General features: G+C 66.0%; 24 protein-coding genes. 6 read left to right on the forward strand and 18 right to left on the reverse strand.

From position 1 onward, the window contains the following. Positions 1–25: 25 nt before the first annotated feature. From JYG32_RS35820 to nac, 16 genes are all read right to left on the reverse strand, one after another. A complete protein-coding gene (locus tag JYG32_RS35820; RefSeq protein ID WP_213268259.1) occupies positions 26–619 on the reverse strand; it encodes a gluconokinase in 594 nt (197 codons plus the stop codon). Between the two features lie 12 nt (positions 620–631). Further along, on the reverse strand, positions 632–1480 hold the full coding sequence (locus JYG32_RS35825) for a transporter substrate-binding domain-containing protein (RefSeq protein ID WP_174380134.1): 849 nt from the start codon (positions 1478–1480) through the stop codon (positions 632–634). Between the two features lie 86 nt (positions 1481–1566). Then, on the reverse strand, positions 1567–2295 hold the full coding sequence (locus JYG32_RS35830; protein ID WP_213268260.1) for an amino acid ABC transporter ATP-binding protein: 729 nt from the start codon (positions 2293–2295) through the stop codon (positions 1567–1569). Positions 2296–2322: 27 nt separating this feature from the next. Further along, positions 2323–3072, reverse strand: coding sequence for an amino acid ABC transporter permease (locus JYG32_RS35835; RefSeq protein WP_213268261.1), 750 nt, complete (start codon positions 3070–3072; stop codon positions 2323–2325). A gap of 2 nt (positions 3073–3074) precedes the next feature. Further along, complete coding sequence (locus JYG32_RS35840; RefSeq protein WP_174380132.1) at positions 3075–3776, reverse strand: amino acid ABC transporter permease; 702 nt, start codon at positions 3774–3776, stop codon at positions 3075–3077. Between the two features lie 326 nt (positions 3777–4102). After that, positions 4103–5116: a 2-hydroxyacid dehydrogenase gene (locus tag JYG32_RS35845; RefSeq protein WP_174380131.1), complete on the reverse strand. Its 1014-nt coding sequence runs from the start codon at positions 5114–5116 to the stop codon at positions 4103–4105. 123 nt (positions 5117–5239) lie between these two features. Beyond that, positions 5240–8032 carry a phosphoenolpyruvate carboxylase gene (locus JYG32_RS35850; protein WP_213268262.1) on the reverse strand — a complete coding sequence of 931 codons (2793 nt, stop codon included), beginning with the start codon at positions 8030–8032 and terminating at the stop codon, positions 5240–5242. 3 nt (positions 8033–8035) lie between these two features. Continuing rightward, on the reverse strand, positions 8036–8704 hold the full coding sequence (locus JYG32_RS35855; RefSeq protein ID WP_174380129.1) for an RraA family protein: 669 nt from the start codon (positions 8702–8704) through the stop codon (positions 8036–8038). A gap of 43 nt (positions 8705–8747) precedes the next feature. After that, complete coding sequence (locus JYG32_RS35860) at positions 8748–9491, reverse strand: SDR family oxidoreductase (protein WP_174380128.1); 744 nt, start codon at positions 9489–9491, stop codon at positions 8748–8750. Between the two features lie 114 nt (positions 9492–9605). Further along, on the reverse strand, positions 9606–10388 hold the full coding sequence (locus JYG32_RS35865) for a LamB/YcsF family protein (protein ID WP_213268305.1): 783 nt from the start codon (positions 10386–10388) through the stop codon (positions 9606–9608). Further along, positions 10378–10848, reverse strand: coding sequence for an acetyl-CoA carboxylase biotin carboxyl carrier protein (locus tag JYG32_RS35870; RefSeq protein WP_213268263.1), 471 nt, complete (start codon positions 10846–10848; stop codon positions 10378–10380). The genes JYG32_RS35865 and JYG32_RS35870 overlap by 11 nt, the downstream gene beginning before the upstream one ends. Positions 10849–10851: 3 nt before the next feature. Next, complete coding sequence (locus JYG32_RS35875) at positions 10852–11856, reverse strand: biotin-dependent carboxyltransferase family protein (protein WP_124646088.1); 1005 nt, start codon at positions 11854–11856, stop codon at positions 10852–10854. Then, a complete protein-coding gene (gene pxpB, locus JYG32_RS35880) occupies positions 11853–12524 on the reverse strand; it encodes a 5-oxoprolinase subunit PxpB (RefSeq protein ID WP_213268264.1) in 672 nt (223 codons plus the stop codon). Before pxpB ends, JYG32_RS35875 begins: the two co-directional genes overlap by 4 nt. A gap of 83 nt (positions 12525–12607) precedes the next feature. Next, the gene (accC, locus tag JYG32_RS35885; protein ID WP_213268265.1) at positions 12608–13960 is read right to left on the reverse strand and encodes an acetyl-CoA carboxylase biotin carboxylase subunit; all 1353 of its coding nucleotides are present in this window, start codon (positions 13958–13960) and stop codon (positions 12608–12610) included. Between the two features lie 69 nt (positions 13961–14029). Next, on the reverse strand, positions 14030–14494 hold the full coding sequence (locus tag JYG32_RS35890) for an acetyl-CoA carboxylase biotin carboxyl carrier protein (RefSeq protein ID WP_213268266.1): 465 nt from the start codon (positions 14492–14494) through the stop codon (positions 14030–14032). A 223-nt stretch (positions 14495–14717) separates the two neighbouring features. Continuing rightward, the gene (nac, locus tag JYG32_RS35895) at positions 14718–15653 is read right to left on the reverse strand and encodes a nitrogen assimilation transcriptional regulator NAC (RefSeq protein WP_124646112.1); all 936 of its coding nucleotides are present in this window, start codon (positions 15651–15653) and stop codon (positions 14718–14720) included. Positions 15654–15881: 228 nt separating this feature from the next. On the opposite strand from nac, the gene JYG32_RS35900 reads away from it, so the two are divergent. The 6 genes from JYG32_RS35900 (at position 15882) to JYG32_RS35925 (ending at position 22478) form a co-directional block, all read left to right on the forward strand. Continuing rightward, positions 15882–17090 (forward strand): aspartate transaminase, encoded by a 1209-nt coding sequence (locus JYG32_RS35900; RefSeq protein WP_213268267.1) that lies wholly within the window; start codon positions 15882–15884, stop codon positions 17088–17090. A gap of 156 nt (positions 17091–17246) precedes the next feature. Continuing rightward, positions 17247–18317 carry a porin gene (locus JYG32_RS35905; protein WP_249744978.1) on the forward strand — a complete coding sequence of 357 codons (1071 nt, stop codon included), beginning with the start codon at positions 17247–17249 and terminating at the stop codon, positions 18315–18317. A gap of 108 nt (positions 18318–18425) precedes the next feature. After that, the gene (locus JYG32_RS35910) at positions 18426–19568 is read left to right on the forward strand and encodes a Re/Si-specific NAD(P)(+) transhydrogenase subunit alpha (protein ID WP_213268268.1); all 1143 of its coding nucleotides are present in this window, start codon (positions 18426–18428) and stop codon (positions 19566–19568) included. Positions 19569–19578: 10 nt separating this feature from the next. Then, positions 19579–19899 (forward strand): NAD(P) transhydrogenase subunit alpha, encoded by a 321-nt coding sequence (locus JYG32_RS35915; protein ID WP_213268269.1) that lies wholly within the window; start codon positions 19579–19581, stop codon positions 19897–19899. Beyond that, positions 19896–21335 (forward strand): NAD(P)(+) transhydrogenase (Re/Si-specific) subunit beta, encoded by a 1440-nt coding sequence (locus JYG32_RS35920; RefSeq protein WP_213268270.1) that lies wholly within the window; start codon positions 19896–19898, stop codon positions 21333–21335. Before JYG32_RS35915 ends, JYG32_RS35920 begins: the two co-directional genes overlap by 4 nt. 108 nt (positions 21336–21443) lie before the next feature. After that, positions 21444–22478 carry an L-idonate 5-dehydrogenase gene (locus JYG32_RS35925; RefSeq protein ID WP_174380118.1) on the forward strand — a complete coding sequence of 345 codons (1035 nt, stop codon included), beginning with the start codon at positions 21444–21446 and terminating at the stop codon, positions 22476–22478. Positions 22479–22574: 96 nt separating this feature from the next. Here the strand turns inward: JYG32_RS35925 and JYG32_RS35930 are convergent, their stop codons facing one another. Beyond that, a complete protein-coding gene (locus tag JYG32_RS35930) occupies positions 22575–22823 on the reverse strand; it encodes a hypothetical protein (RefSeq protein WP_249744979.1) in 249 nt (82 codons plus the stop codon). A gap of 223 nt (positions 22824–23046) precedes the next feature. After that, positions 23047–24603, reverse strand: coding sequence for a glycoside hydrolase family 28 protein (locus JYG32_RS35935; protein ID WP_433960890.1), 1557 nt, complete (start codon positions 24601–24603; stop codon positions 23047–23049). Positions 24604–24773 lie beyond the last annotated feature (170 nt).

Here is a 24773-nt window from a genome sequence, read left to right on the forward strand (position 1 = left end):
GGGCCACGCCTGTAGCGAGACGTCGTCACTCGCCGACGGTATCCATCGATCCATCCAGCCATCGAACGATCGACGCGAGATTCCGCTCTTGTCGGTCGCGGGCGAGCAAGCACAGCACGCGATCCTCGCCGACCGGCGACTCGAGGGTGTCGAACTGATTCGACACGAGTCCGGCTGGAAACGCGTGCCCGACTCGATCCGATACGCGCTTCAGTGCCTCTTCCATCCCGATTTCGAGGTAGACGAACCGCAACCCGGGAACGCGCGCGCGCAGCCGGGTGCGATAAGCGGCCCGCAGCGCCGAGCACGACAACACGACGGAAGCGCTCGAGGCCGTCATCATGCTTGCCAGCACGTCCAGCCATGGCTGCCGATCGGAATCGTCCAGCGCGATGCCGTTGCGCATCTTGTGCTTGCTTTCCGGCAGGTGGTAATCGTCGCCCTCGACGAACACGCCGCCGAGGGCAGCCGCCAGCATCGCGCCAAGCGTCGACTTCCCGCAACCGGACACGCCCATCACGACGATCCTGTGTCTCGACTCTACCGATGCCATTCCGATTCTCACTGGCAAGCTCCGGGTGCCGGCTGCCCCGGCCTGGATGGCGTGTTGCCGCGCCATCGAACGGCCACGTTACGAAACCGGCGTGAACTTCAGCTGATTGATCGGCGTCACCTTGTCGGTCCGCACCAGACCGTACGGCGTCTTCGGTCCCAGCCATTTTTCGAAGATGGCCTGCATCTGCCCGTTCTGTTCGAGCGACGCCAGCGCCTGGTTCACGGCGCCGAGCATCCCCTGCTCGCTCAGACGCAACCCGACGGCAATCGGCTCGATCAACATCGGCTCGGCCGCAATGGTGACCGCGCCGTCCGTGCCCTCGACCTGTTTCGCGATCTTGATCGCCGTCATCTGGTTGGTCACGAAACCCTTCACCTTGCCTTGCGCGAGGGCGAGAAACGCCGAACTCGTGTCGTGGAACGTCACCGCCTGGCCATCCTTGATCGACAGCGGGATCGATTGCGCCGACGTCGATCCATCGGCCGCGCTGATCTTCTGGCCCGTGAAATCGGCCAGCTTCTTGCCGCCGTCGGCCTTTTTCACGACCAGCACTTCCTTGGTGGAGTAATACGCATCGCTGAACGCGATCTGGGTCGCCCGCGTCTTCGTATAAGCGAGGTTGGCGACGACGATATCCACGCGCCCGAGCTTCAATTGCGGAATGCGCGCCTCGACGGCCAGCGGCGAGAGTTTCGCCTTCACGCCGATCTGCTTCGCGATCGCGTTGCAGAGGTCGACGTCCATCCCCTCGAGCTGGCGCGTTTGCGCGTTCGGATAGGAAAAAGGCTCGACGTTCGAATACACGCCGCAGTTCAGTTCGCCGTGTGCCTTGACATCGGCCAACTGATCGGCGCGAGCGGGCGCGACGTACATGAAGATGCCGACCGACAGCAGCATTCCCGCGATGACTTTCAACTTTTCCATCGTGTAACCCCTTGAGGCTTGACTGACAAACTTGTTTTGAAATGAACTACGGAGGACCTGCAGTGCCCGGCCGGCCGCGCTCGCGATCAATGCGAACGCAGATCCGACAGGAATTTTTTCGCGCGCGCGTGCTTCGGCGCAGTGAAGAACGCGTCGGGCTCGGCCGTCTCGAGAATCGTTCCCGCGTCCATGAACCAGATGCGGTCGGCCACTTCACGCGCAAACCCCATTTCGTGCGTCACGCACATCATCGTCATGCCTTCCTGCGCGAGACTCTTCATCACGCTCAGCACCTCGCCGACCATCTCCGGATCGAGCGCGCTGGTCGGTTCGTCGAACAACATCGCCGGCGGGTTCATCGCGAGCGCCCGTGCAATCGCAACGCGTTGCTGCTGCCCGCCCGACAACTGGGGCGGATAGGCGTTCGCCTTGTTCGACAATCCGACACGGGCGAGCAAATCCAGTGCCTTGCTCTGCGCCTCCGCGCGCTTCACGCCGCTGACGCGAATCGGCGCGAGCGTGATGTTCTCCAGCACCGACAGATGCGGGAAGAGATTGAATTGCTGGAACACGAACCCGATACGGCTTCGATATGCGTTCACGCTCATCTTCCGGTCGTGGATGTCCTGTCCGTCGAACGAAATCTGGCCGCGATTGATTTCTTCCAGCCGGTTGACCGTGCGAATCAGCGTCGACTTCCCGGAACCCGACGGCCCGCAGACAACCACCACTTCGCCCTTGCGCACCTCGGCGTTGATGTCGACGAGCGCGTGATATTCGCCATACCACTTGTTGACGTTGGAAAACTTGATCATCGGAGTTCCTTGAGAGAGTCGGGTCACTCAGTTCCCGGTGGATACCGAGCCGGCCAGCGAAACCGCGTTCGCCGATTTCGCGCGGGCGTTCATGCCGGCGCGTTTGCGCGTCACACGGCGTTCCAGGTATTGCGCGAACTGCGTCAGCGCATAACAGAGCGCGAAGTAGCAGAGCGCGAGGATCAGATAGACCGGGAACGGCTTCGTCAGCAGCCGGTTGTTGATCTGGTCGGCCGCGAACGAGATCTCCTGGACGTTGATGATGTAGCCGAGCGACGTCTCCTTGATGGTCGACACGAACTGCGTCATCATGCTCGGCACCACGTTGTACAGGGTCTGCGGCAGCACCACGCACCGCATGGTCTTCAAGTAGCTCATGCCGAGTGCACGCGACGCTTCGACCTGCCCTTTCGGCAGCGCTTCGATACCGCCGCGAATGATCTCGCCGAGATACGCCGAGTCGTAGACGACGAGCGCGCACAGCATCGTGACGAACCCCGTGACCGGATAGCCGGTGAGCACGGGCACGAGGAAGTACACCCAGAACACGACCATCAGCAGCGGCACGCCGCGAACCGCGTAGACGAGCGCGGTGGCCGGCGCGCGCAGCACCCGGAACGGGCTGATTCTCGCGAGCGCAACGAGTATCCCGAGCGGAAAGGCGATCGCGAGCGCGGCGACCGAAAGCAGGATCGTCAGCACGATGCCGCCGAGCGGCCCGTGCGGATACTGCCCGATCAGCAACAGCGCCCAGTTGTCTCGAATGATCTCGAACATGGTCACTTCACTCCCGGAATACGGTAGAAGGCTGCAAGCCGTGCGCCCAGGAGCATGATCAGCAGCGAGATGGCCAGATACATCACGGTTGCGACGAAATACGATTCGAACGACAGGAACGTGTCGTTCTCGATCTGCCGCGTCACGTAGGTGAGCTCCGCGGCGCCGATCGCCATCGCGAGGCTCGTGTTCTTGAAGAGCAGCACCGCATGATTGACCATCGGCGGGATTGCGTTTCGCAGCGCCTGCGGCAGGACGACATGACGCATCCCCTTCAGGAAGTTCAGGCCGAGCGCGCGGCAGGCTTCGTACTGGCCATACGGAACGGCGCGCAGCCCGCTGCGGATGTCTTCCGAGAAATAGGCGCCGCTGCACAGCCCGATCGCGACGACCGCGAACACGAACTGGCCGTTGTATTCGTTGAGAAACGCCTGGATCCCGGCAGGCAGGATGTTCGAGATGCCGAAATACCAGAACAGGATCTGCACGAGCATCGGCACGTTGCGGTGATACGCGACGAACGCGGCGACGAAGCGCTCCGCGATCCGGATATTCGTCATGCGAATCAACGTGAGGGTCAGCCCTATCACGAGCGACAGCAGCCACGCCGAGACGGCCATCATCAGCGTCAGCTCGATGCCGTGCAGAAACAGTGCGCCGTAGTCGCCTCGCAGCACTGCAGAAAGGTCAAAATGCAGCTTCATAGTCCGCGCCTCTGGAATGAATCCGGATCGTGGCGTACCGCAATGCCGGATCCGCCACCACTTCGTTGTTCAACGCGGCGGTCGGCATCGATGACCGCGTTGAATTCATACTAGCTCGCAAAAAAACCGGCTTGCAGACGCCTTTCGTCTGGTGCGATAAGTTTGGTCGATGACCTGCCGGCACGGCCGCCCGAGCCCCGCCCGGCGGCGCTGCGCGCCGTGTTCCCGTCGATCGGAAAGCCGCCTGTGCCGCGACGCCGCGGGGTAAACACCCACGCGCCGAACGCAGCTACGCCACCATGCGGCGACCGGTACAACAACGGCCGCTATCGACCGATGCGCGGCGCATCGGTCAACACCTGAGGATTGACGGGTGTCGGCGGCCGGCCGGCATGCGGCCCCGCTCCCAGCGCCGCAATCAGGTTGTCGACGGCGAGCGACGCCATCGCTCGCCGTGTCGCCACCGATGCGCTGCCGATATGCGGCGTCAGCACCACGTTCCGTTGCGCGAGCAGTGCCGGGCAGACGACGGGCTCGCCCTCGAACACATCGAGTCCCGCCGCGGCGATCGCGCCTTCGGCGAGCGCGGCGGCCAGTGCGCTGTCGTCGACCACGCCACCCCGTGCGATGTTCGTCAGCGTTGCCGTCGATTTCATCTGCCTGAGTTCGTGCGCGCCGATCGCATGATGGGAGGTCGACGAATACGGCACCACGACGATCAGGTGGTCGGATTCGCGCAGCAGCGCATCCTTGTCGACATGGCGCGCACGGCAACTCGCCTCCAGTTCCGGCGACAACCGCGAGCGGTTGTGATAGATCACCTTCATGCCGAAGCCCAGTGCGCCGCGACGCGCGATCGCCTGGCCGATGCGGCCCATGCCCAGTATCCCGAGCGTCGCGCCATGAACGTCTGCGCCGACGAACATGTCGTAGCGTCCCGTTTTCGTCCACGCGCCGCGGCGCAGGTAGTGCTCGGATTCGGTGATGCGCCGCGCGGTCGCCATCATCAGCGCGAAACCGAAATCCGCGGTCGTTTCGGTCAGCACGTCCGGTGTGTTGGTCACGATCACGCCGCGCGCGGAGCACGCATCGACGTCGATGTTGTTGTAGCCGACGCCGATGTTGCAGACCGCCTCGAGCCCGGGGCAGGCATCGAGCAGGGTCGCGTCGATCCGGTCGCTGCCCGCGGTGACGGCGCCGCGTTTCCCCTGCAGCCGGGCGATCAGTTCCGGTTGCGACCAGATCGTGTCGTCCGGGTTGTCGGTCACGTCGAAAGGCTCCCGCAAACGGTCGACGATGTCGGGAAACGACGCTCGGGTCACAAGAATCGACGCTCGCATGACAGCACTCCTTGCTGGATTTCGGTAAGGGTTGAATGAGTCGGGCCGTGCCGGCGTCCGAGGCCGCCCCGGTGCGCATCGCATCGCGAACGCCGTCGCCCGCGCTGCGCGTGCGGGGCGGCGTCAGCCGAACGTGCCGACTTCGTGGGTCACGGCCACGGAGATTTCGCGTATCGATTCGAACCACTGCCGCATCGGCGCGAAAATCTCGCGGTGCTCTCTCGCATAGGAACCCGGCGCGCGCGGCGCGGCGGGCTCGGCGTACTCGTATTCGGCCGTATCGTCTGTCCGCTCGGGAAATATTCGCGCGAGTACCGGCAGCACGGACGGCATGTCGAGGCCGATGATCGCGCGATGCAGATCGTCGGCCGTCACATCGGGACGCGGCGAAAATTCCGGAATTTCCGTCGCCTTCAACCAGACCAGCTGGATCAGCGCAAGCCGCAGCGCATGCAGCAGCATTTCGCGATCGCTCATGCGCGCGCGATTCGGCCATACGGCGCGCAGCGCCAGATCGTCGGCCAGCGCGCGGCGGAACATCGCCCGCGTCGCCGCGGACGCGCCGATCCGCTCCAGCATCGCGGCGACCGCGAGCATCGCGTCCCGCGCACCGCCATCCGCCGTGTGAAGCGCACGGTCGAGCCACGTGCCGGGATCGAGCAACGACGTCACGGCTCTCAGCACCTCGATGTCGGAGTGCGCGAACGCGGCTTCCGCGAGATCGAGCGCGCGCCTGAACCTGCGGCTGCGCCCGCGCATCTCCGCGAAGCCCTCCGGCTGCCGGGCGGCAGCGGCGCCCAGGCCGTGCACGGTGTTCGCGCACCAGCCGAGCTGCTGCAGGATCGCGTTGTTCGGGATCGCGCGCAGTTCGCTCGGGTGGCGAATCAGCGCGCGGAACGCGGCGCCGTCCGCTTGCCGCGCCGCGGGCCGCGAACCCGTGCGGTCGAGCAGCGCGGGACCGAACGTGCTCAGCATCGCCGTATAGCCGGCGTCGTCGACGAGCGCCGTCATCGTCGCGCGCACCGAACCGAAGAAATCGGCAGCGAAATCCGGATCGTCGTAGATCGGATCGTCGACCGGGCCGACCGCATGATGGAACGCATGCTCGGCGATCCGCGCGACCGTCGCGAGCGCCAGCGCCGGCGTGCCGAACAGCAGATAGCCGTCGCCGCCCTGGAATGCGCTCTCCTCCCGTACCTGCAAGCCCCCATCGTTCAACGCATGGCGCGACGCCGTCGGCGACAGGTATTTGAGGCGATCGGCCAGCGAGCCGGGATGCGCGCCGCGGCCGACGCTTTCGCCGTGCGTGTCGAACAGCACGACCTCGACGCCGTCCAGCCCGTGGCGCGCGAGCATGCCGGTTATCTTCATCCTCAGCCGCTCGATCAGGTAGCTCGCGGCAAGCTGACCGACATAGCGGCCCGAATCCGAATAGCCGAATTGCAGTGCCAGCCGTCCGTTCGATTTCACGTAGGCGCGATAATGCGGGCTGCGCAGCGCTTCATCGAGGACATGCGCGCCATGCTCGAGCGCCTCCTCGGTCTCGAACAGCGGGCTGATTTCGACGTGCCGCTCCACGCCGAACAGCCGTGCGAGCCACAACGCGACCAGCAGCGTGTATCCGCTCTCCGTCTCCGCGATCAGGAATCGAACCGGCGTCGCGCCGTCGATGTGCTTGACGAGCTGCGCGATCGTCATCATCGTCCGCGCGGCCGTCGCCTGCTCCGCGAGCAGCGCGCCGAAGTCGACCGGCAGCGGCCGCACCTTGTCCAGCTCGGCGTTGATCGCCGCCAGCATCGCGCGCCGGTGCAGCGGCGCATCGACGGAATCGGCGATATTGAGCCTTTGACGCGCGGCGTTATGAAGCTGCGCGGCGTTCAGCCGGAAATGCGTATGCGCGAGCGCAAGCCCGTGCGACGCGAGGCCCGCGCGCGACACGGCCAGCGCCAGCTGGTCGGAATCGGGCGCATCGGCGATCGCGTCGCGATAAAGCTCGTCCAGGGTTTCCGGATCCACCAGCGCGTCGTCGCGGTGCGCGACGAGCGCCTGTGCGAACCGGGATGTCTGGCGCGCATCGGCACCGTCCGGGCATGCTGCGATCTGGTGGTCCAGCACGTCGAGTGCCTTCGCGACACGTTCGGTCAGCTGCCGCGCGCTGTCGACGGCGGACGCCTGCCGATGAATGCGCGCGAGCTGCAGCCGCTTGATCCGCAGGCGAAATCGCAGCGTATCCCACCAACCGATATCGGTTCGCCCGTCGGTGTCGTAGCCGACCCAGGTCGACACGATCAACGGCCGCGGCACCAGCGCCAGCCAACGGTCGGGAAATGCCCGGCGCGCCGCCGACAGCAACGCGGCATTGAAGCGATCCAGCGCATCGCGGGCATGATCGATCGCCTGGACCGATTGCTCGAACTCCGCGTCGAGCGTGACCGTCCGCGGGCGATGCGACTCGAATCGCCGCGGCGTCGCGCCGCACGCGCGATCCGCGAGATGGCGCGCGACCTCCGGATTCAGCGCGAAGGTCGGATGCCCGGTGAATACCGCCGCATAGCGGGTGCGCTCGGCACGCGCGCGAAAGCCGTCCCAGTCGCTCGCGTCGCCCACGACACGACCGGCAATCGATTCGAGCGCCGCTTCGTTCGCGTCGACACCGACGCCGCCGACATACGCGGCGATCCGCGCCGCCCGATCCGAGAACGCGTGATCGCGCAGCTGTCTCACCAGCTCGAGCGTGTCTTCGCCGCCGATTCGCCCGTCGCCGATCGACTGCATGATCGCGCATGCGAGCGACAGCACCGGATTGGCGAACGGGTCGCCCGCCGAGCGTTCGCGCGTCGCGGCGGTCAGGGCAAGAAGCCGGTTCGCCAGCGCCGTGATGGCAACGCCTTCGCATGCTTCGCCGCGAGGTTCCATCGCTCAGCCAGCCATGTTCGCTTCGAACGCGTCGATCCACGAACGGTCGAAGCGGCCTTCCCTGATCGACTGGATCGTGTCGGCTTCCTTGCGCATTTGCGCGCGCGCCTTCTCGATCAGGTATTCGGCTTCGTCCTGCGGAAACGCGACGAGGCCGTCGTCGTCGCCGACGACGATATCGCCGGGATGGATCACCAGGCCATCGATCGACACGGGCACGTTGATCTCGCCGGGACCGGCCTTGTAGGGCCCCTTGTGCGTGACGCCTCGCGCGAACACCGGGAAATCCTTCTCGCGAATCGCCGCGACGTCGCGAATCGCGCCGTCGAGCACGAGCCCGGCCACGCCGATGCTCTCCGCATACATCGACATGATTTCGCCGAGCAGTGCCTGGGTGATGTCGCCGCCGCCGTCGACGACCAGCACGTCGCCCGGCCGGCAATACTCGAAGGCGCGGTGAATCGCGAGATTGTCGCCGCGGCGCACGCGGACCGTGACCGCGGTGCCGACCATCCCGCCCGATCGGTGATACGGGCGCAACGCGGCCGTGCCGACGATGCGCCGCATGTTGTCGCTGATCAGCGCGGCCGGAATGTCGCGCAGCGCGTCGATGATCGCAGGATCGGCCTGCGGTGCCGACGCGTTCTTTCGGGAACCGATACGTTGTTGCATGATGTGCTCTCCGTGCTTGTGGACGTGACCGAATCGATCCGCTTCATGCGTCGCGCTTGACCGTCGTGAGGCCGCCCGGCACCTGCAGGGTCGGGAGGATTTCCATGTTGCTGATGTTGACCGCGAGCGGCGCGGCGATCGCGAACGCGATCGCATCCGCGATGTCGGACGGCTGCGGCAGCTCGAAGCCTTCGATGAACTGCTTGCGCGCCGCTTCGATGTCGCCGCTCACGTGGCCGAAGATATCGGTCGCGACGCGTCCCGGGCAGATTTCCGTCACGCGCACGCGCCGGCCGGTCGCATCGACGCGAAGCTGTCGCGACAGCGCATGAATGGCCGCTTTCGTCGCGTGATAGATCGAGTTGCCGTTGAAGTTGTAGATCGCCGCGATCGAGCTGATGTTGACGATGTGCCCGCGGTCGCGCTCGACCATGCCCGGCATCGTGAGCCGCACGATATGCAGCACCGACTGCAGGTTGACTTCCACCTGCACGTCGATGTCGTCGACGTCGGCGTCGAGAATCGACCCCTTGCGCGATACCCCCGCGTTGTTCACGACGATGTCGAATTCGACGTCCTGCGTCAGCTTCGTGACCGCGTCCAGGTCACAGACGTCGATCGCATGCGGAATGCACCCCGTGCGTTTCGCGAGCGCGTCGAGCCGGTCCGCGCTGCGCGCCAGTGCATGGACCTCGAGCCCTTCGCGGCAGAAGCGCTCGACGATCGCGGCGCCCATCCCCGTCGAAGCGCCCGTGACGAGTGCGGTTTTGTAATCGGAAAACGGCATGGTTCACCTCTGTGGAATCGCGTTGCATCGGTATGCCGATCAACGCTGCTAACAATGTATTCGGCGCCGCATTCGCGCGCCAAGACGGATTCGATGTGGTGCGATAAGGCGGACTTATGACGGCGACGGGCGATCGACGAGCTTCGATACCGGCACGACGCGCCCGCCCGTCGCTTCGATCGCACCGCGCACGGTGCGCGCGAGTTCCACCGCGCCCGGCGTGTCGCCATGAAGCAGGATCGACCTCGCATTCATCCTGAGGGTGTTGCCCGCGATCGTGGTGACCGTGCCGTCCTCGAGCAGTTGCTGCACGCGCGCGAGCACCGCCGCCCGGTCCTTGATCACCGCGCCCGCGAGCTTGCGGGACACGAGCGCGCCCTGATCGTCGTAGGCGCGGTCGGCGAGGAAGGTATTCGCCGTGCGCACGCCGATCCGGTCGGCCGCGCGCTCGATCTCGGTGTTGGTCGACACGCTGATCACGAGATTCCGGTCGAACTCCGCAACCGCCCGCACCAGCGGCTCCGCGAGTTCATACGACGCGGCGGCCATGTTGCCGAGCGCGCCGTGAAAGCTCATGTGGGTCAGGCGGTGGCCCGCCGCGCGCGCGATCCCTTCGAGTGCGCCCATCTGGTACAGCACGTACTTCGCGAGTTCGAGCGGGTCCGCCTGGATCGGCCGCCGCCCGAACCCGAGCAGGTCGGGAAAGCCGACGTGCGCGCCCAGGTCGATTCCCTTCGCGCCTGCAAGGCGCACGGTCCGGTCCATGATCACCGGGTCGCCCGCGTGATAGCCGCACGCGATATTGATCGACGAGACGATATCGAACATCGCTTCGTCGTCGCCCATCCGATACGGGCCGAATCCTTCGCCGACATCCGCGTTCAGGTCAATTTCCATCATCTGCTCTCTCGATGCGTGGGAGGTGTGGCGGCGGCATGTCGGCCGCCAGTTCGAACAGCGGCGCCCCATACCCGACGAGGCCCCCCGGTTCCGCATGAATCGCCGAGATCACGCCGCCGCGCTCCGCGACGACCGGCCGGTACAACTCGGCGATCTGCAGCAGACCGACGACGTTCCCGGCTTCGACACGTTGGCCGATCGCGGCCTGCGGCGCCGTGCGGTCGGGATGCGTGGTCACGAAGATTCCGGTCGACGGCGACCTGACGATCGACGTCGGGCCGGCGGCCGGCGACGGCGTCCCGATCGCGCCCGCATCACCCGTCGGCGCCGCGGGTTCGAGCGTCAGGCGGACCGTCGATCCCGCAAGCCGGATCTCCGCGAACTCGATCTCGGCGGCGGCAAGCCACGACGAGATCTGGCGAAGGTCTTGAATGTCCACTTCGTTGTTGTTTGTCATGGGTCAGTATTTCGACGCACGGAACAGCCCGGCGAGATTGCGGACCTTGGCGAGATAGCGCTCCACCTCGTCCAGCGCGGCAACCGCTTCTTCGTAGGTGGTCCTGGCAAAGCGGATCCGCGTGCCGATCCGGGCTTGCGCGAGCCGCCACAAATCGGCTTCGATCACCGTGCCGATCTTCGGATAGCCGCCCGACGGCTGCGCGTCGCGCAGCTGGATGATCGGCTGGCCGCTGTGCGGCACCTGGATGACGCCCGGCACGATGCCGTGCGAGCGTTTCTCGATCGGCCGGCGGGCCGCGAGCGTCGGGCCGGCGAGCCGGTATCCGTATCGATCGCTCTGCGGCGTCACTTTCCAGCCTTCGCGCCAGAACGCGTCGAGCGAATCGGCTTCGTAGCACTCGTACTCGGCGGCCGGCAGCACCCTCACCACCGTGTCGCCGCCTTCGGCGGCCGGCGTGGCTGCGGGCGTCGGCAACAGGTACGCCGGCGGCACCGTGCCGAACCCGCCGTTCGCGGCGGACTGCAGCGGTGCACGCGCATCGAGCCCGATCGCGTGGAGCACGTCGCCTTTCTGCAACTGCCGTCCGTTGAATCCGCCGAACTCCCCGCGCAACTGCGTGCTCCGCGACCCGAGCACGCGGGGCACGTCGACGCCGCCCGCAAGCGACAGGTAGCAGCGCGTTCCCGACGCAGGGATGCCGATCGTCAGCACTTCGCCCCGCCTCGCCTCGATCGTCCACCACGGCAGAATCGGCCGCTCGTCGAGCCGGGCCGCGCAATCGGCGCCCGTAATCGCAAACGCCAGATCCTCGAGGAAGCGGACGCGAAACGGAAACATCGGGATTTCGATCGCGGCCGCGTCGTCGGGATTGCCGAGCAGCAGGTTGCCGATCGCGAGCGCGACCCGGTCCATCGCACCGGACGTGCCGACGCCGAATCGCAGGTAGCCCTCGCGCCCGCGGTCCTGCACCGTTGCCAACGCGGATGAAGACAAGATCTCGATCATCGGACAATCCTTTCGGCACGGAAACGAATCATGTCGCCGGGCGCGAGCGTGGCCGGCTGCTCGCGCGCGGGGTCGAAGAACGTCATCGCCGTGCGGCCGATCGTGTTCCACCCGCTGGGGCCGGCGGACGCCGATACGCCCGTCTGCACGCCGCCGATCGAGACGGCGCCGCCCGGCAGCCCGAGTACGGGCACCTTGCGCCGCGGCGTGGCGATCCGCGGATCCATGCCGCCGAGATAGCAGTAGCCCGGATGGCTGCCGAGCGCGTAGACGGTGTAAAGCGGCGCGCAATGGATCTCGACGACCTCGTCGACCGACAGGCCCGTATGCGCGACCACGTCCTCGAGATGCGGTCCGAACTCCCCGCCGTACTGCACCGCGAGCTCGACCACGTTGCCCGCGATGTCGAGTTCGCCGGCCGCATGCCATGCGTCGACCAGTTGCGCTTCCAGCGCGGCAGGGTCCGTCGGCGGATGCGTGAAGGTCAGCATCAGGTTGGTCACGCCGGGCACGGCCTCGCGCACGCCGGGCCACGCGCCGACCGTGCGCGCGAGCGTCCAGATGCGACGCTGCACCCGCAGGTCGAGCGCGCCCGGCGCCTCGAACAGCATCGCGGTGGTGCCGAGCAGACTGACGCGCAGCGTTTGTTCCGAATCGTCCTGTTTCATTGCGAGAGCTTTTCCTTCCGGCTCGGCACACGCGACTGCCGAATCGTCATGCAGGCCGGGCGGCGCAGGCTCGATGATTCGGGTCATACGGCCTCCCGCGCGGCGAGCCAGCGTTCCAGATGATGAATATCCACGCCGCCGTCGCCGAACGCCGGATCGTCCAGGATCGCGCGATGAAGCGGCACATTGGTCCGTATCCCTTCGATGCGCATCTCCGACAGCGCGACGCGCATCCGCGCAATCGCCTCGTCGCGGGTCGCGCCGTGCGTCACGACCTTCGCGATCAGCGAGTCGTAGTACGGCGGCACGACATGACCGGCGCTCAGGTGCGAATCCACGCGAATGCCGTTCCCGCCGGGCACTTCCCATTCGACGATCCGACCCGGACACGGGACGAAGGTGAACGGATCTTCCGCGTTGATCCGGCATTCGAGCGCGTGTCCGGCCGAGCGAAGGTCGGCTTGCGTCCACGTCAGCGCATGGCCTTGCGCGATGCGGATCTGCTCGCGCACGATGTCGATTCCGGTAATCGCCTCCGTCACCGGATGCTCGACTTGAAGCCGCGTGTTCATTTCGATGAAATAGAACCGGCCGTTCTCGAACAGGAACTCGAACGTCCCTGCGCCGCGATATCCGATCTGCCGGCACGCGTCCGCGCAACGTTCGCCCACCTCGCGAATCAGTCCCGGATCGATGTGAGGCGTGGGCGCCTCCTCGAGTACTTTCTGATGGCGCCGCTGCAGCGAACAGTCGCGCGACCCGAGCCACAGCGCCGTGCCATGCTGGTCGCAGAGCACCTGGATTTCCACGTGGCGCGGATGCTCGAGGAATTTCTCGACATAGAGCTCGGGCCTGCCGAACGCCCGCCGCGCTTCTTCGCGCGTCACGGCCACCGCATCGAGCAACTGGGCCGCGGCGTGCACGACACGCATGCCGCGACCGCCGCCGCCGCCCGACGCCTTCACGATCACGGGATAGCCGATCTCGGCCGCGATGTTCAGGATCTCGTCGGGATCGTCGGGCAGACTGCCGTCCGGGCCCGGCACGCAAGGCACGCCGGCCGCGCGCATCGCGCGTTTGGCCGTCACCTTGTCCCCCATGGTGCGAATCGATTCGGCCGTCGGCCCGATGAACGCCAGCCCGGCCGCCTCGACCTGTGCCGCGAAAGCCGCGTTTTCGGACAGGAAGCCGTAACCGGGGTGGATCGCCCCCGCGCCACTCACGCGAGCGGCGAGCAGGATTGCCTCCTGGTTCAGATAGCTGCGATCCGGCGCCGCCGGCCCGATACAGAGGGCCTGGTCCGCCAGACGAACGTAGCGCGCGCCGGCATCCGCCTCCGAATGAACGGCAACCGTCCGCAAGCCCAGCTCGCGGCACGCGCGCTGAATCCGCAGCGCGATTTCGCCTCGATTCGCAATCAGCACCTTATCGAACATGGTCGCCCCGCTCGTCGGTTCCGATGGCGCCGCGGCCGTTCGCCGCCCGGCTGTCAGGAAGGAAGCGCATCATCGTTCGATCCGGAACAGCGGCTGACCGGCTTCGACCTCGTCGCCGGAATTCACGAGCACCTCGGCTACCCGGCCCTCGTATTCCGATTCGATCGCGTGAAACACCTTCATCGCCTCGATCGTGCAAAGCACCTGGCCGGCCTGCACGCGATCGTCGTTGTTGACGAAGTCCGGATCGTTCGGCGACGGCCGAAGATGCGCGACGCCGAACATCGGCGCGCGCACGATGCACGGCTCGGCCCGCTGCATGTCGGGCGACGCGACCGGCAGCGGCGCCGCCTCCTGCTCGATGCGCGATTGCGGCCCGCGCACGGAAGCCGCGTCGCGCGCCGGCGCGGCGGCGGCATCGCCCCGGTTCCGCTTGACCAGCCTGACCTTGTCGTCGCCCTCGATCAATTCGAGTTCCAGGAGCGGCGAGTCCGCCAGCAGGTCGATCAGAGACTTAATCTTCTTGAGATCCATCGTTTGGCCCGTAGCCCGGTTGGCGAGCAACGGCGAACGGAGATTCGCCGCTGCGTACGTTGCGCGACGACGATCGCTGCGGCAGCTTCACCGGCTGCGCAGACCGCGTCGCGGCACGCCCCGTCGCCCCGCGCGCGGCGCCGGGCAACTGACGATGGATTCAATGTATCGGGCGCAGAAAAATTACGCCAAGACGGATTCGCTTTGTAGCGATAAGGCGAGCTTATGTATCCGCGGTATCCGCGTTCGGTTCCGAACGCGTGTCGAAAGCGAGATCGCCCGCGAGCTCGAGCAGGATGTCCTTGACTGCCGCGGCCGGCTCGGACAGCGGAAGATGGTCGGACAGGCAGACCGACAACGGGATCTTGATCACCGGCGACACGATGCGGCACTGGACGACGTCGCCGGCCGCCGCCACGACGCGCGCGGTGGAATCCGGCAGGATCGTCGCGCCGATCCCGGCCCCGACGGCCGCGGACAGCGTCGTGGCCGACTCGATCTCGGCGATCACGTTCGGAATCATCTGCATCCGCGCGAAGGCCTCGTCGACGTATTTGCGCAGATAGTTGTACGGGCGCGGCAGCAACAGCGGAACATCGCGCAGCGCGGTCACGTCGATTTCGCCTGCCGCGATGCCCATGCTGCGCGGCGCGACGAGGAACAGTTCCTCGTTCATCAGCAACTGGAACGACAGGCCGTGCACGGGCTTGTCGCCGTACAGCACCGCCATGTCCATGCGGCCGTTCATGATCAGCTCGCTCAGCGTCGTGCCGAAATTTTCGTTGATGTACAGCAGGATCGACGGATGGCGCGCGCGGACCGCGCGCAACAGCGGCAGCGACAACGCGGAGGCGCCGGTGCCGGGCGCGAGCCCGACCGAGACCTGGCCGGCCAGCGTCTGTCCCGCGCTCTTCACGTCGGCCTGCGCCTGCTCGAACTGGCGCAGGATGAGCTGCGCATGGCGGTAGAGCGTCGCGCCGGCCTCCGTCGGCGTCACGCCGCGCTTCGTGCGGACGAGAAGCTGCTGCTGGAATTCGTCTTCCAGCGTGATCAGCTGCTGGCTGAGTGCCGGCTGGGCGATGTGCAGCACCTCCGCCGCCTGCGTCAGGCTGCCGATGTCGACACTCTTCACGAAATACTTCAGGCGCCGCAGGTTCACGGTAATCGGGTCTTCAATGCATGGGTCGGCTAATGGTAGGACGAAGCCATCGGCCCGGAAAGTGGACAAAAACCCTACCGACCGCGGGCGGCGACACGAATCGCACCCGGGCATCGTCGGACGATTCGTCATAAGCGGATGCTCTCGCCCCAGCGGAAAGACATCTTGGCGCGCGCGTTTTCGCCCGCTTACTGTTAAGGCTACTCATATTTCGTTCAGGAGCCTAGAGTGAGTGCATCGCGCATCGCCGCCCGTGTTCAGCGCATCAAACCCTCGCCGAGCAGCGCGGCGGCCGACCGGGCCGCCGAATTGCGGCGCCAAGGCAAGGCCATCGTCAATCTCGTCGTCGGCGAACCCGACTTCGACACGCCCGCGCCTATCCGCCAGGCCGCCGTCGACGCGATGGAACGCGGCGAAACCCGCTACACGCCGACCGCCGGCACCCCCGCGCTGCGCGCCGCGATCGCCGCGAAACTCGAACGCGAAAACGGCCTCACCTACGATCCGAAGCAGATCATCGTGACCTGCGGCGCGAAACACGCGATCTTCAACGCGCTCGCGATCACGGTCGAAGCCGGCGACGAAGTGCTGATCCCCGCGCCTTACTGGGTGTCCTATCCCGACATGACGCTCGCGTGCGACGGCGTGCCCGTCGTCGTGCCGTGCACCGAAGCGCACGGCTTCAAGCTCACCGCGGCGGCGCTCGACGCCGCGATCACGCCGCGCACCAAGTGGCTGATCATCAATTCGCCGACCAATCCGACCGGCGCGGCGTATTCGGCAGACGAACTGCGCGCGCTCGCCGACGTGCTGCTGCGTCACCCCCACGTCCTCGTGATGATGGACGACATCTACGAGCACATTCGCTACACCGACGGCCGCACACCGCATCTGCTGACGGTCGAGCCGGCCCTCGCGTCGCGCACGCTGGTCGTCAACGGCGTGTCGAAGACCTACGCGATGACGGGCTGGCGCATCGGCTATGCGGCGGGCCCGGCCGACCTGATCGCCGCGATGGACACGCTGCAGTCGCAATCGACCAGCAATGCGTGCTCGATCAGCCAGGCCGCCGCGCTTGCGGCGCTCACCGGCGACCAGACCTTCGTCGCGCAATCGGTGGGTGTCTATCAGGATCGCCGCGATCATGCGCTCGCCGCGCTCAATGCGATTCCCGGCATCAGTTGCGGCGCGCCCGACGGCGCGTTCTACCTGTACGTCAATTGCGGCGGGCTGCTCGGCAAGACCACGCCGCTCGGCAAGCGGCTCGATACCGATTCGGACGTCGTTCTGTATCTGCTCGAGCATGCGGGCGTGGCAGTGGTCGCGGGAACGTCGTACGGCCTCTCGCCTTATTTCCGGATGTCGATCGCCACCAGCGTGGACACCATCGGCGAGGGCTGCCGAAAGATCGCCGAAGCGGTCGCCGCACTGAACTGAGGGATCGGCCGGACTCGCCGCTGCGCTTTCCGTCCGCATGACATAAAGGCATGCCGCGCCTCCGGACGCGGCAGCCGGAGCCGATATCGCTTTACTTTCACTGACAAGGGGATGCAGATGAACACCAGGATATTAGTTGCCCTAATCGGTTGCGGAATGCTCGTCACCGTGACGGCGCGCGCCCAGTCCAGCGTCACGCTGTACGGCATCATCGACGAAGCGGTCCGCTTCGACACGCACCAGAGCAAGACGGGCGGCAAGCTCTTCACGATGGGCAGCGGCGGCCAGATCCAGGGCAGCCGCTGGGGCCTCCAGGGCGCGGAGGATCTCGGCAACGGCATGAAGGCCATTTTCCAGCTCGAGTCCGGATTCACGCCGAATACCGGGATTTCCCAGCAGTCGACCCCGTCCGGCACCCAGCGGCTTTTCGGCCGGACCGCGATGGTCGGATTGAGCAGCCCCTACGGAACGATCTCGGGCGGGCGCCTCTATACGCTGGCCCACGAGATGGCCTGGTCGCACGACCTCTACGCGCTCTCCAACTACACGGGCACGCTGGGCTTCCAGGGCGCCGGGCTCACCGGCGGCGGCCGCCTCGACAATTCCGTGCGCTATACGTCTCCGACGATCGCCGGCTTCACCGCCAAGGCCTCCTATACGTTCGGCCAGACCGCGGGCGATATCCACCGCAACTCGTCCCCGGCCGTCAGCCTGTCGTACGATCGCGGCCCGCTGAGCGTCGGCGCCGCATACCAGATCGTCAACGACATCGGCGGGCTGACGCCGGCGTCGAGCGTATACGGCAGCACGTATTTCGGCGTCACGATTCCGGACAGCTCGCAGAAGATCTTCACGATCGGCGCGACGTATTCGTTCGCCCGCGCGAAGGTTTACGGCTCGTATATCTACAGCCACGTCTACCCGGCGGATTACCGCAACGATTCGTTTTCCGCCGCGGTCGACTACTTCATCACGCCGTTCCTGACGTTGAAGCTGCCCGTCTACGTGGACGTCGTCCATCACGCGGGACAGAGCGGCACCCGGATCACCGGCGGCCCGACACTCGATTACGCGCTGAGCAAGCGGACGGACGTGTATGTCGGCGTCGACTACAACCACCTGACCGGGGCGTGGACGACCCTCGCGGCGGCCTCCGGCTCGAACCAGCCGTTCTATGGCTACAACTCGCTGTTCGAGGCGGCGATCGGCTTGCGACACAAATTCTAACGATCGCGTCGAACCGGGCCGGCCCCATGCGGATCGGCTCCGTCCGTTCGCCCGACGCGTCGCGTCACGCGTGGGCGAGCGGCACGCGCCATTCAGGAGGTAGAACACATGAGAATCGGCATTCCCGCCGAAAGTGCGGCGGGTGAAGCGCGCGTCGCCGCCACGCCGGAAACCGTCAGGAAGCTCGCTGCCCGAGGGAACGAAGTGCTCGTTCAAGCCAGCGCCGGCGAACGGGCGAATTTCACGGATGACGCGTACGCGTCGTCCGGCGCGACGCTCGTCGATGCGCAGCGCGCACTGGAGGCCGAAGTCGTCCTGAAGGTCCAGGCGCCCACGGATACCGAGTTCGCGCTATTGCGAACAGGCGCCGTGCTGATCGGCATGCTCGATCCGTTCAATGCCGAACGTGCCGCGCGTCTGACGACCGCGGGCATTACCGCATTCGCGCTGGAGGCGATCCCCCGGACGACGCGCGCGCAGAGCATGGACGTGCTGTCGTCGCAGGCCAACATCGCCGGGTACAAGGCCGTGCTGATTGCGGCGGGGCTCTACCAGCGATTCTTCCCGATGCTGATGACGGCGGCAGGGACCGTCAAGGCCGCGCGCGTACTGATTCTCGGCGCGGGCGTGGCAGGCCTGCAGGCGATCGCGACGGCGAAGCGCATGGGCGCGGTGATCGAGGCGTCGGACGTGCGCCCGGCGGTCAAGGAACAGATCGAATCGCTCGGCGCCAAATTCCTCGACGTGCCGTTCGAAACGAACGAAGAGCGCGAGGCCGCCGAGGGAACCGGCGGTTATGCGCGTCCGATGCCCGCGTCGTGGCTCGCCCGCCAGAGCGCGCTGGTGCGCGAGCGCGCCAGCGCGGCCGATATCGTCATCGCGACCGCGTTGATTCCCGGCAGAACGGCGCCCACCTTGCTGCCGGAGGACATCGTCCGGGACATGAAGCCCGGTTCGGTCATCGTGGATCTCGCCGCCGGACGCGGCGCGGAGACAGACGGCCGGCGTGGCGGAAACTGCCCGCTCACCGAAACGGATCGCGTCGTCACGCGGCATGGCGTCCACATCGCGGGATTCACCAACTTGCCGGCCATGGTCGCATCCGACGCGTCGTCGCTCTACGCACGCAACGTGCTCGACTTCCTCAAGCTGATCATCGACGACGACGGCCGGCTCAGGATCGATACGACCGACGACATCGTGGCCGCCACGCTGCTCGGTCACGATGCTTCGCATCAGCAATCCGCCTAGAGGCCGCACGATGGAACTGATCAATCACACCACCCTCAATCTCATCATCTTCACGCTGGCGATCTACGTCGGCTACCACGTCGTGTGGAACGTCACGCCGGCACTGCATACGCCGCTGATGGCCGTCACGAACGCGATCTCGGCGATCGTCATCGTCGGCGCGATGCTGGCCACCGGGCTGACGGTCGGCGTACCCGGCAAGACGTTCGGCGCGGCAGCCGTCGCACTCGCCGCGGTCAACGTATTCGGCGGATTCCTGGTGACGCGGCGCATGCTCGAGATGTTCCGGAGGAAAGACAACCGCCGGCAAGGTTCCGGAGCAGCGCAATGAGCATGAACCTCGTCACCCTGCTGTATCTCGTCGCCTCCGTCTGCTTCATCCAGGCGCTCAAGGGTCTCTCCCATCCGCGAACCGCAAGACTGGGCAACGCGTTCGGCATGGCGGGCATGGCCATCGCGATCCTGACGACGATCGCGTTGATCGGCAAGCAGGCTGCCACGCTCGGGTCGAACCTGACGCTCGGGCTCGGCCTGCTGGCCGGCGCGCTCGCGATCGGCGGCATCGTCGGCGCGATCGTCGCTGCCCGCGTCGAAATGACCAAGATGCCCGAGCTCGTCGCGGCCATGCATTCGCTGATCGGCCTGGCCGCGGTGTGCATCGCGTACGCGGTGGTCTGCGAACCCTCCGCGTTCGGACTCGCCACGGACGGTCGCAGCATCCCCTACGGCAATCGCGTCGAACTGTTCATCGGCACCTTCATCGGCGCCATCACGTTCTCCGGCTCGGTCATCGCGTTCGGCAAGCTGGCCGGCAAATACCGGTTCCGGCTGTTCCAGGGCGCGCCGGTCGTCTATCCGTTCCAGCATGCGCTCAATCTGGCGCTCGCGATCGCGATGCTCGGCTTCGGCATCGCGTTCGTCGTCACGCAGTCGTGGCTGCCGTTCATCGCGATGACCGTGCTCGCATTCGTGCTCGGCGTGCTGATCATCATTCCGATCGGCGGCGCCGACATGCCGGTCGTCGTATCGATGCTGAATTCGTACTCGGGCTGGGCCGCGGCCGGCATCGGCTTTTCGCTGAACAATCCGATGCTGATCATTTCGGGTTCGCTGGTCGGTTCCTCTGGTGCGATCCTGTCGTACATCATGTGCCGCGCGATGAACCGTTCGTTCCTCAACGTGCTCCTCGGCGGATTCGGCACCGAAGCGGCGGCGCAAAGCGGTGCGAAGCAGGAGCAGCGGCCCGTCAAATCGGGTTCCGCGGACGACGCGGCGTTCCTGCTCGGCAACGCGGAATCGGTCGTCATCGTGCCGGGATACGGCCTCGCCGTCGCCCGCGCGCAGCACGCGCTCAAGGAACTCTCGGACAAGCTGGCCGGCAAGGGCATCGACGTCCGTTATGCGATCCATCCGGTGGCGGGACGGATGCCGGGCCATATGAACGTACTGCTGGCCGAGGCGGAAGTGCCTTACGAGCAGGTGTTCGAGATGGAGGACATCAACGCGGAATTCGGCCAGACCGATGTCGTGCTCGTGCTGGGCGCCAACGACGTGGTCAATCCTGCCGCCAGGAACGATCCGTCGTCGCCCATCGCAGGCATGCCGATTCTCGACGCATACAAGGCGCGCACGGTCATCGTGAACAAGCGATCGATGGCGTCGGGATACGCGGGCCTCGACAACGAGCTGTTCTACATGGACAAGACCATGATGGTGTTCTCCGATGCGAAGAAGGTCATCGAGAACATGACGAAAGCGCTGGACTAGCGTCATTCGCGGCACCTCTCGCGCCAGACGAAAATCGTCTTTGCGGACCCCGTCGGGCGCGCCTATCGTGGAGTCACCCTTTCCTCTTCAAAGCCGGAGACACCTTTCATGCAGGCACTCGTCATTCATGCCCCGCTCGATCTGCGGATCGAGGATGTTCCGACGCCGGAAGCCGGACCGGACCAGATGCTGATTCGCGTCCGCGCGGGCGGCATCTGCGGATCGGATCTGCATTACTACAATCATGGCGGATTCGGCACGGTTCGCATCAAGGAACCGATGGTGCTGGGCCATGAAGTATCCGGCGTCATCAGCCGGGTCGGCGCGAACGTTCGCGGTTTCTCGCCGGGCCAGCGTATCGCGATCAGCCCCAGCCGGCCGTGCGGATCGTGCGAATACTGCCAGCAAGGACTGCAAAACCATTGCATGGACATGCGCTACTACGGCAGCGCAATGCGTACGCCGCACGTCCAGGGCGCGTTCCGGCAGGAAGTCGTGATCGACAGCACGCAGGCGCATTGCGTCGCCGATAGCGTCAGCGATGCAGAAGCCGCGATGGCCGAACCGCTGTCGGTCGCGCTGCATGCGGTACGCCGCGCCGGGCCGCTGCTCGGCAAACGCGTGCTCGTCACCGGCTGCGGGCCGATCGGCTCGCTGATTGTCGCGGCTGCCCGTCGGGCGGGGGCCGCAACGATCGTCGCCACCGACGTCAACGCGGTGCCGCTCGACAGCGCCCGGCAGGTCGGCGCGGATATCACGGTCAACGTCGCCGCTGCCCCTTCCGGGCTCGAGCCGTTCTCGACCGGCAAAGGCACCTTCGACGTGCTGTTCGAGGCGAGCGGCAACGCGGCCGCGCTGCGCTCCGCATTCGACGTGCTGCGGCCGCGCGGAATCGTCGTTCAGGTCGGGCTCGGTGGCGATAGCGCGTTGCCGATGAACGTCATCGTCGCCAAGGAATTCGACCTGCGCGGGGCCTTTCGATTCCACGAGGAATTTGCGGTTGCCGTCGAACTGCTGAACAAGGGCCTCGTCGACGTCAAGCCGTTGATTTCCGATATCTTTCCGTATCAGGAATGCGTGAAGGCGTTTCAGACGGCCGGCGATCGCACGAAGGCGATGAAGGTGCTGGTTACCTTCGACTGACAACCCGTGGATGACCGGGTCATTCGGTTTGCGTACGTCGAATGGAGTCGATGCGACGAACGAATGACCCACTGCCGTCACGCACGCCGTTGTCGTTCAAGCGGCGCGAACGGGCTCGTCGATCCGCAACAGCCGGCCTGCATTGGCGATCGCGATGCACGTGCCGACGTTGTGCAGGATCGCGGCCCACACTGCGCCGAGCACGCCGGTCGCGGCCGGCGCGATCACCGCGAGCGTCCACGCGAGTCCGATCGCCGCATTGGTGGTCGCCGTGCGCCGGCAGTGCCGGCCAACGCGGATGCAGGTCGGAATCCGCCGCCGTCGTGCTGCGGGGCGAGTGTGCATCCTTTGATTCATGCCTTCGCCGATCGCGGCATGACGGCCGCGAAGTCGTACATCGCAAACGTTGCGAGCAAATCGAAAATGCGCGTCGAAACCGATCCGCTGCCGCCCGCCGGCGCCTGGAGCGCGGCAGCGCCGAAAGCGGAATGGCCCGGTTCGGCGGAGAACACGCCACGCGGGCGTCAGCGCGCCACGCCACCGCCGGCGTGGCGCGCTGACGCCCGGATCAGATCGGCGAAGTCGGCGCGACGGATTTCAGCGTCGTGAACGCAGCGCTGCAGTCGTACGGCGTGGACGTGCCCGGCGTACCCGTGACCGTCACGTCGTTCGCGCTCGACGTGACGATCGAGCCGGAGAAGCTCACGGCGCCCGGCCCGAGCACATAGTGCGTCGCGGCGTCTTTCTCGAACGTCGGCTGCGTGCCGTCGAACACGACGTTGTTCAGCGCGATGCCGAGCGGAAAGTGCTGCCCGTTCGCTTCATAGCCGGAGAACGTGACCCTTCCGCCGCCGAATTTCGCACTGCCGACGTCGTGAAAGTCCTGGACCGTGATGTTCGTGAAATCCGGATACAGCGTGCCGGTCGACGAACTGTAGAACGGATCGAACACGAGCGGCCGCGCGACGTTCCGCATGCAGACCTGCCGGAAGCGCACGTTGGTCACCAGGCCGCCGCGCGACGAATCGGACTTGATCCGCAGGCCGTTGCCGTTCGGGCTGTCGAACCCGTCCATCGTCAGGTCGCGCACATCCACGTCCGACACGCCGGCATTCGTCTCGCTGCCGATCGACATGCCGTGGCCATAGTAGAAATGATTGTGCGCGATCGTCAGTTGCTTCACGCCCGGCGATGCGCTCGACTTCACGGCGACATGATCGTCGCCGGTGCTGATGTACGAGAACGCGAGCAGCACCTGGCTCGACTGCCCCGGATCGAACCCGTCGGTGTTCTTCGCCGTGTCGGGCGTGAAACAGGTAGCGGGCGTCGCCTCGCCGGGCTGCGTACCGCTCGGGCACGCGTAGCCGCTCTTCGTATAGACCGCGCTCGGCGTGACGATCTTGATTCCCCACGCGGTCACGCCGGTCACGCCGTTCGTCACCACGTGGAAGTTCGGCGAATTCTGCAGCGTGATCCGGTACAGCGTGAAGTTGCTGCCGCCTTTCACTTCGAGCAGCCGCGGGTTCTGCTGGTTCAGACCTTGCGTCTTGTTCTGGTACGCGACGTCCCACCATGTGCGCAGGCCCGCATTCGGCCCGCTCGTCAGCAGGCTGCCGCCGCGCCCGTCGATCACGCCGTCGCCGACGATCGCCGCGTTCGCCGTGCCGGACGCGCTGATGAACGGGTTGCACGATTTCTTGCTGCTCGAGGTGGCGGTGCCGCACGTGCCGACTCCGTTGTCGTACAGCGCGGGATTGCGCGACGCGAACAGCGTGACGCCCTTGTCGAGCCACAGCGTCACGCCCGATTTCAGCGTCAGCGGCCCGCTGATGAACGCTGTCTGGCCGTTTGCACCGGCTGTCAAATGCACGGCGGAGCCGGCCGCGCATTGCGCGATCGCGTTCTGGATCCGCGTCGTATCGTGCTCGGTATTCGACGCGGTCGAGTCGAGCGCGTCGACCGAGCCGCCGACCGGCGTGAGCTGCGCCGCGACCGTGCCGCATACGCTCGTCGGCAGTGCCGGTTCGCTGACGGTGCCCCACTGCGTACCGACCGTCGTCGCGGCCGTGGCCGACACTGCCATCACGCCCGCGCCGGCCAGCGCCGCAAGTGAAGCCAACCTCACCGCGCGTCGCGCGAATCGATCGTCAAGGACTGCGATCCTGCTCGTCATCGTGTTGTTCTCCGGTTTTTCGTACGTCGAGCGACGCCGACGTTGCCGCGCCGGCATGGGGTTGTACCGGCCCGCGAGCCGGCCTTTAAGCCGGCATGCAATGCACGGAACGCCATTATGTT

Source organism: Burkholderia pyrrocinia, assembly GCF_018417535.1.
GTDB classification, from domain to species: Bacteria; Pseudomonadota; Gammaproteobacteria; order Burkholderiales; family Burkholderiaceae; genus Burkholderia; species Burkholderia pyrrocinia_E.

Excerpts from the sequence above, each read along its gene's own strand:
- JYG32_RS35820 (WP_213268259.1), bottom strand. The coding sequence starts at position 619 with ATGGCGCGGCAACACGCCATCCAGGCCGGGGCAGCCGGCACCCGGAGC.
- JYG32_RS35825 (WP_174380134.1), bottom strand. The coding sequence starts at position 1,480 with ATGGAAAAGTTGAAAGTCATCGCGGGAATGCTGCTGTCGGTCGGCATC.
- JYG32_RS35830 (WP_213268260.1), bottom strand. The coding sequence starts at position 2,295 with ATGATCAAGTTTTCCAACGTCAACAAGTGGTATGGCGAATATCACGCG.
- JYG32_RS35835 (WP_213268261.1), bottom strand. The coding sequence starts at position 3,072 with ATGTTCGAGATCATTCGAGACAACTGGGCGCTGTTGCTGATCGGGCAG.
- JYG32_RS35840 (WP_174380132.1), bottom strand. The coding sequence starts at position 3,776 with ATGAAGCTGCATTTTGACCTTTCTGCAGTGCTGCGAGGCGACTACGGC.
- JYG32_RS35845 (WP_174380131.1), bottom strand. The coding sequence starts at position 5,116 with ATGCGAGCGTCGATTCTTGTGACCCGAGCGTCGTTTCCCGACATCGTC.
- JYG32_RS35850 (WP_213268262.1), bottom strand. The coding sequence starts at position 8,032 with ATGGAACCTCGCGGCGAAGCATGCGAAGGCGTTGCCATCACGGCGCTG.
- JYG32_RS35855 (WP_174380129.1), bottom strand. The coding sequence starts at position 8,704 with ATGCAACAACGTATCGGTTCCCGAAAGAACGCGTCGGCACCGCAGGCC.
- JYG32_RS35860 (WP_174380128.1), bottom strand. The coding sequence starts at position 9,491 with ATGCCGTTTTCCGATTACAAAACCGCACTCGTCACGGGCGCTTCGACG.
- JYG32_RS35865 (WP_213268305.1), bottom strand. The coding sequence starts at position 10,388 with ATGGAAATTGACCTGAACGCGGATGTCGGCGAAGGATTCGGCCCGTAT.
- JYG32_RS35870 (WP_213268263.1), bottom strand. The coding sequence starts at position 10,848 with ATGACAAACAACAACGAAGTGGACATTCAAGACCTTCGCCAGATCTCG.
- JYG32_RS35875 (WP_124646088.1), bottom strand. The coding sequence starts at position 11,856 with ATGATCGAGATCTTGTCTTCATCCGCGTTGGCAACGGTGCAGGACCGC.
- pxpB (WP_213268264.1), bottom strand. The coding sequence starts at position 12,524 with ATGAAACAGGACGATTCGGAACAAACGCTGCGCGTCAGTCTGCTCGGC.
- accC (WP_213268265.1), bottom strand. The coding sequence starts at position 13,960 with ATGTTCGATAAGGTGCTGATTGCGAATCGAGGCGAAATCGCGCTGCGG.
- JYG32_RS35890 (WP_213268266.1), bottom strand. The coding sequence starts at position 14,494 with ATGGATCTCAAGAAGATTAAGTCTCTGATCGACCTGCTGGCGGACTCG.
- JYG32_RS35905 (WP_249744978.1), top strand. The coding sequence starts at position 17,247 with ATGCTCGTCACCGTGACGGCGCGCGCCCAGTCCAGCGTCACGCTGTAC.
- JYG32_RS35910 (WP_213268268.1), top strand. The coding sequence starts at position 18,426 with ATGAGAATCGGCATTCCCGCCGAAAGTGCGGCGGGTGAAGCGCGCGTC.
- JYG32_RS35915 (WP_213268269.1), top strand. The coding sequence starts at position 19,579 with ATGGAACTGATCAATCACACCACCCTCAATCTCATCATCTTCACGCTG.
- JYG32_RS35920 (WP_213268270.1), top strand. The coding sequence starts at position 19,896 with ATGAGCATGAACCTCGTCACCCTGCTGTATCTCGTCGCCTCCGTCTGC.
- JYG32_RS35925 (WP_174380118.1), top strand. The coding sequence starts at position 21,444 with ATGCAGGCACTCGTCATTCATGCCCCGCTCGATCTGCGGATCGAGGAT.
- JYG32_RS35930 (WP_249744979.1), bottom strand. The coding sequence starts at position 22,823 with ATGCACACTCGCCCCGCAGCACGACGGCGGCGGATTCCGACCTGCATC.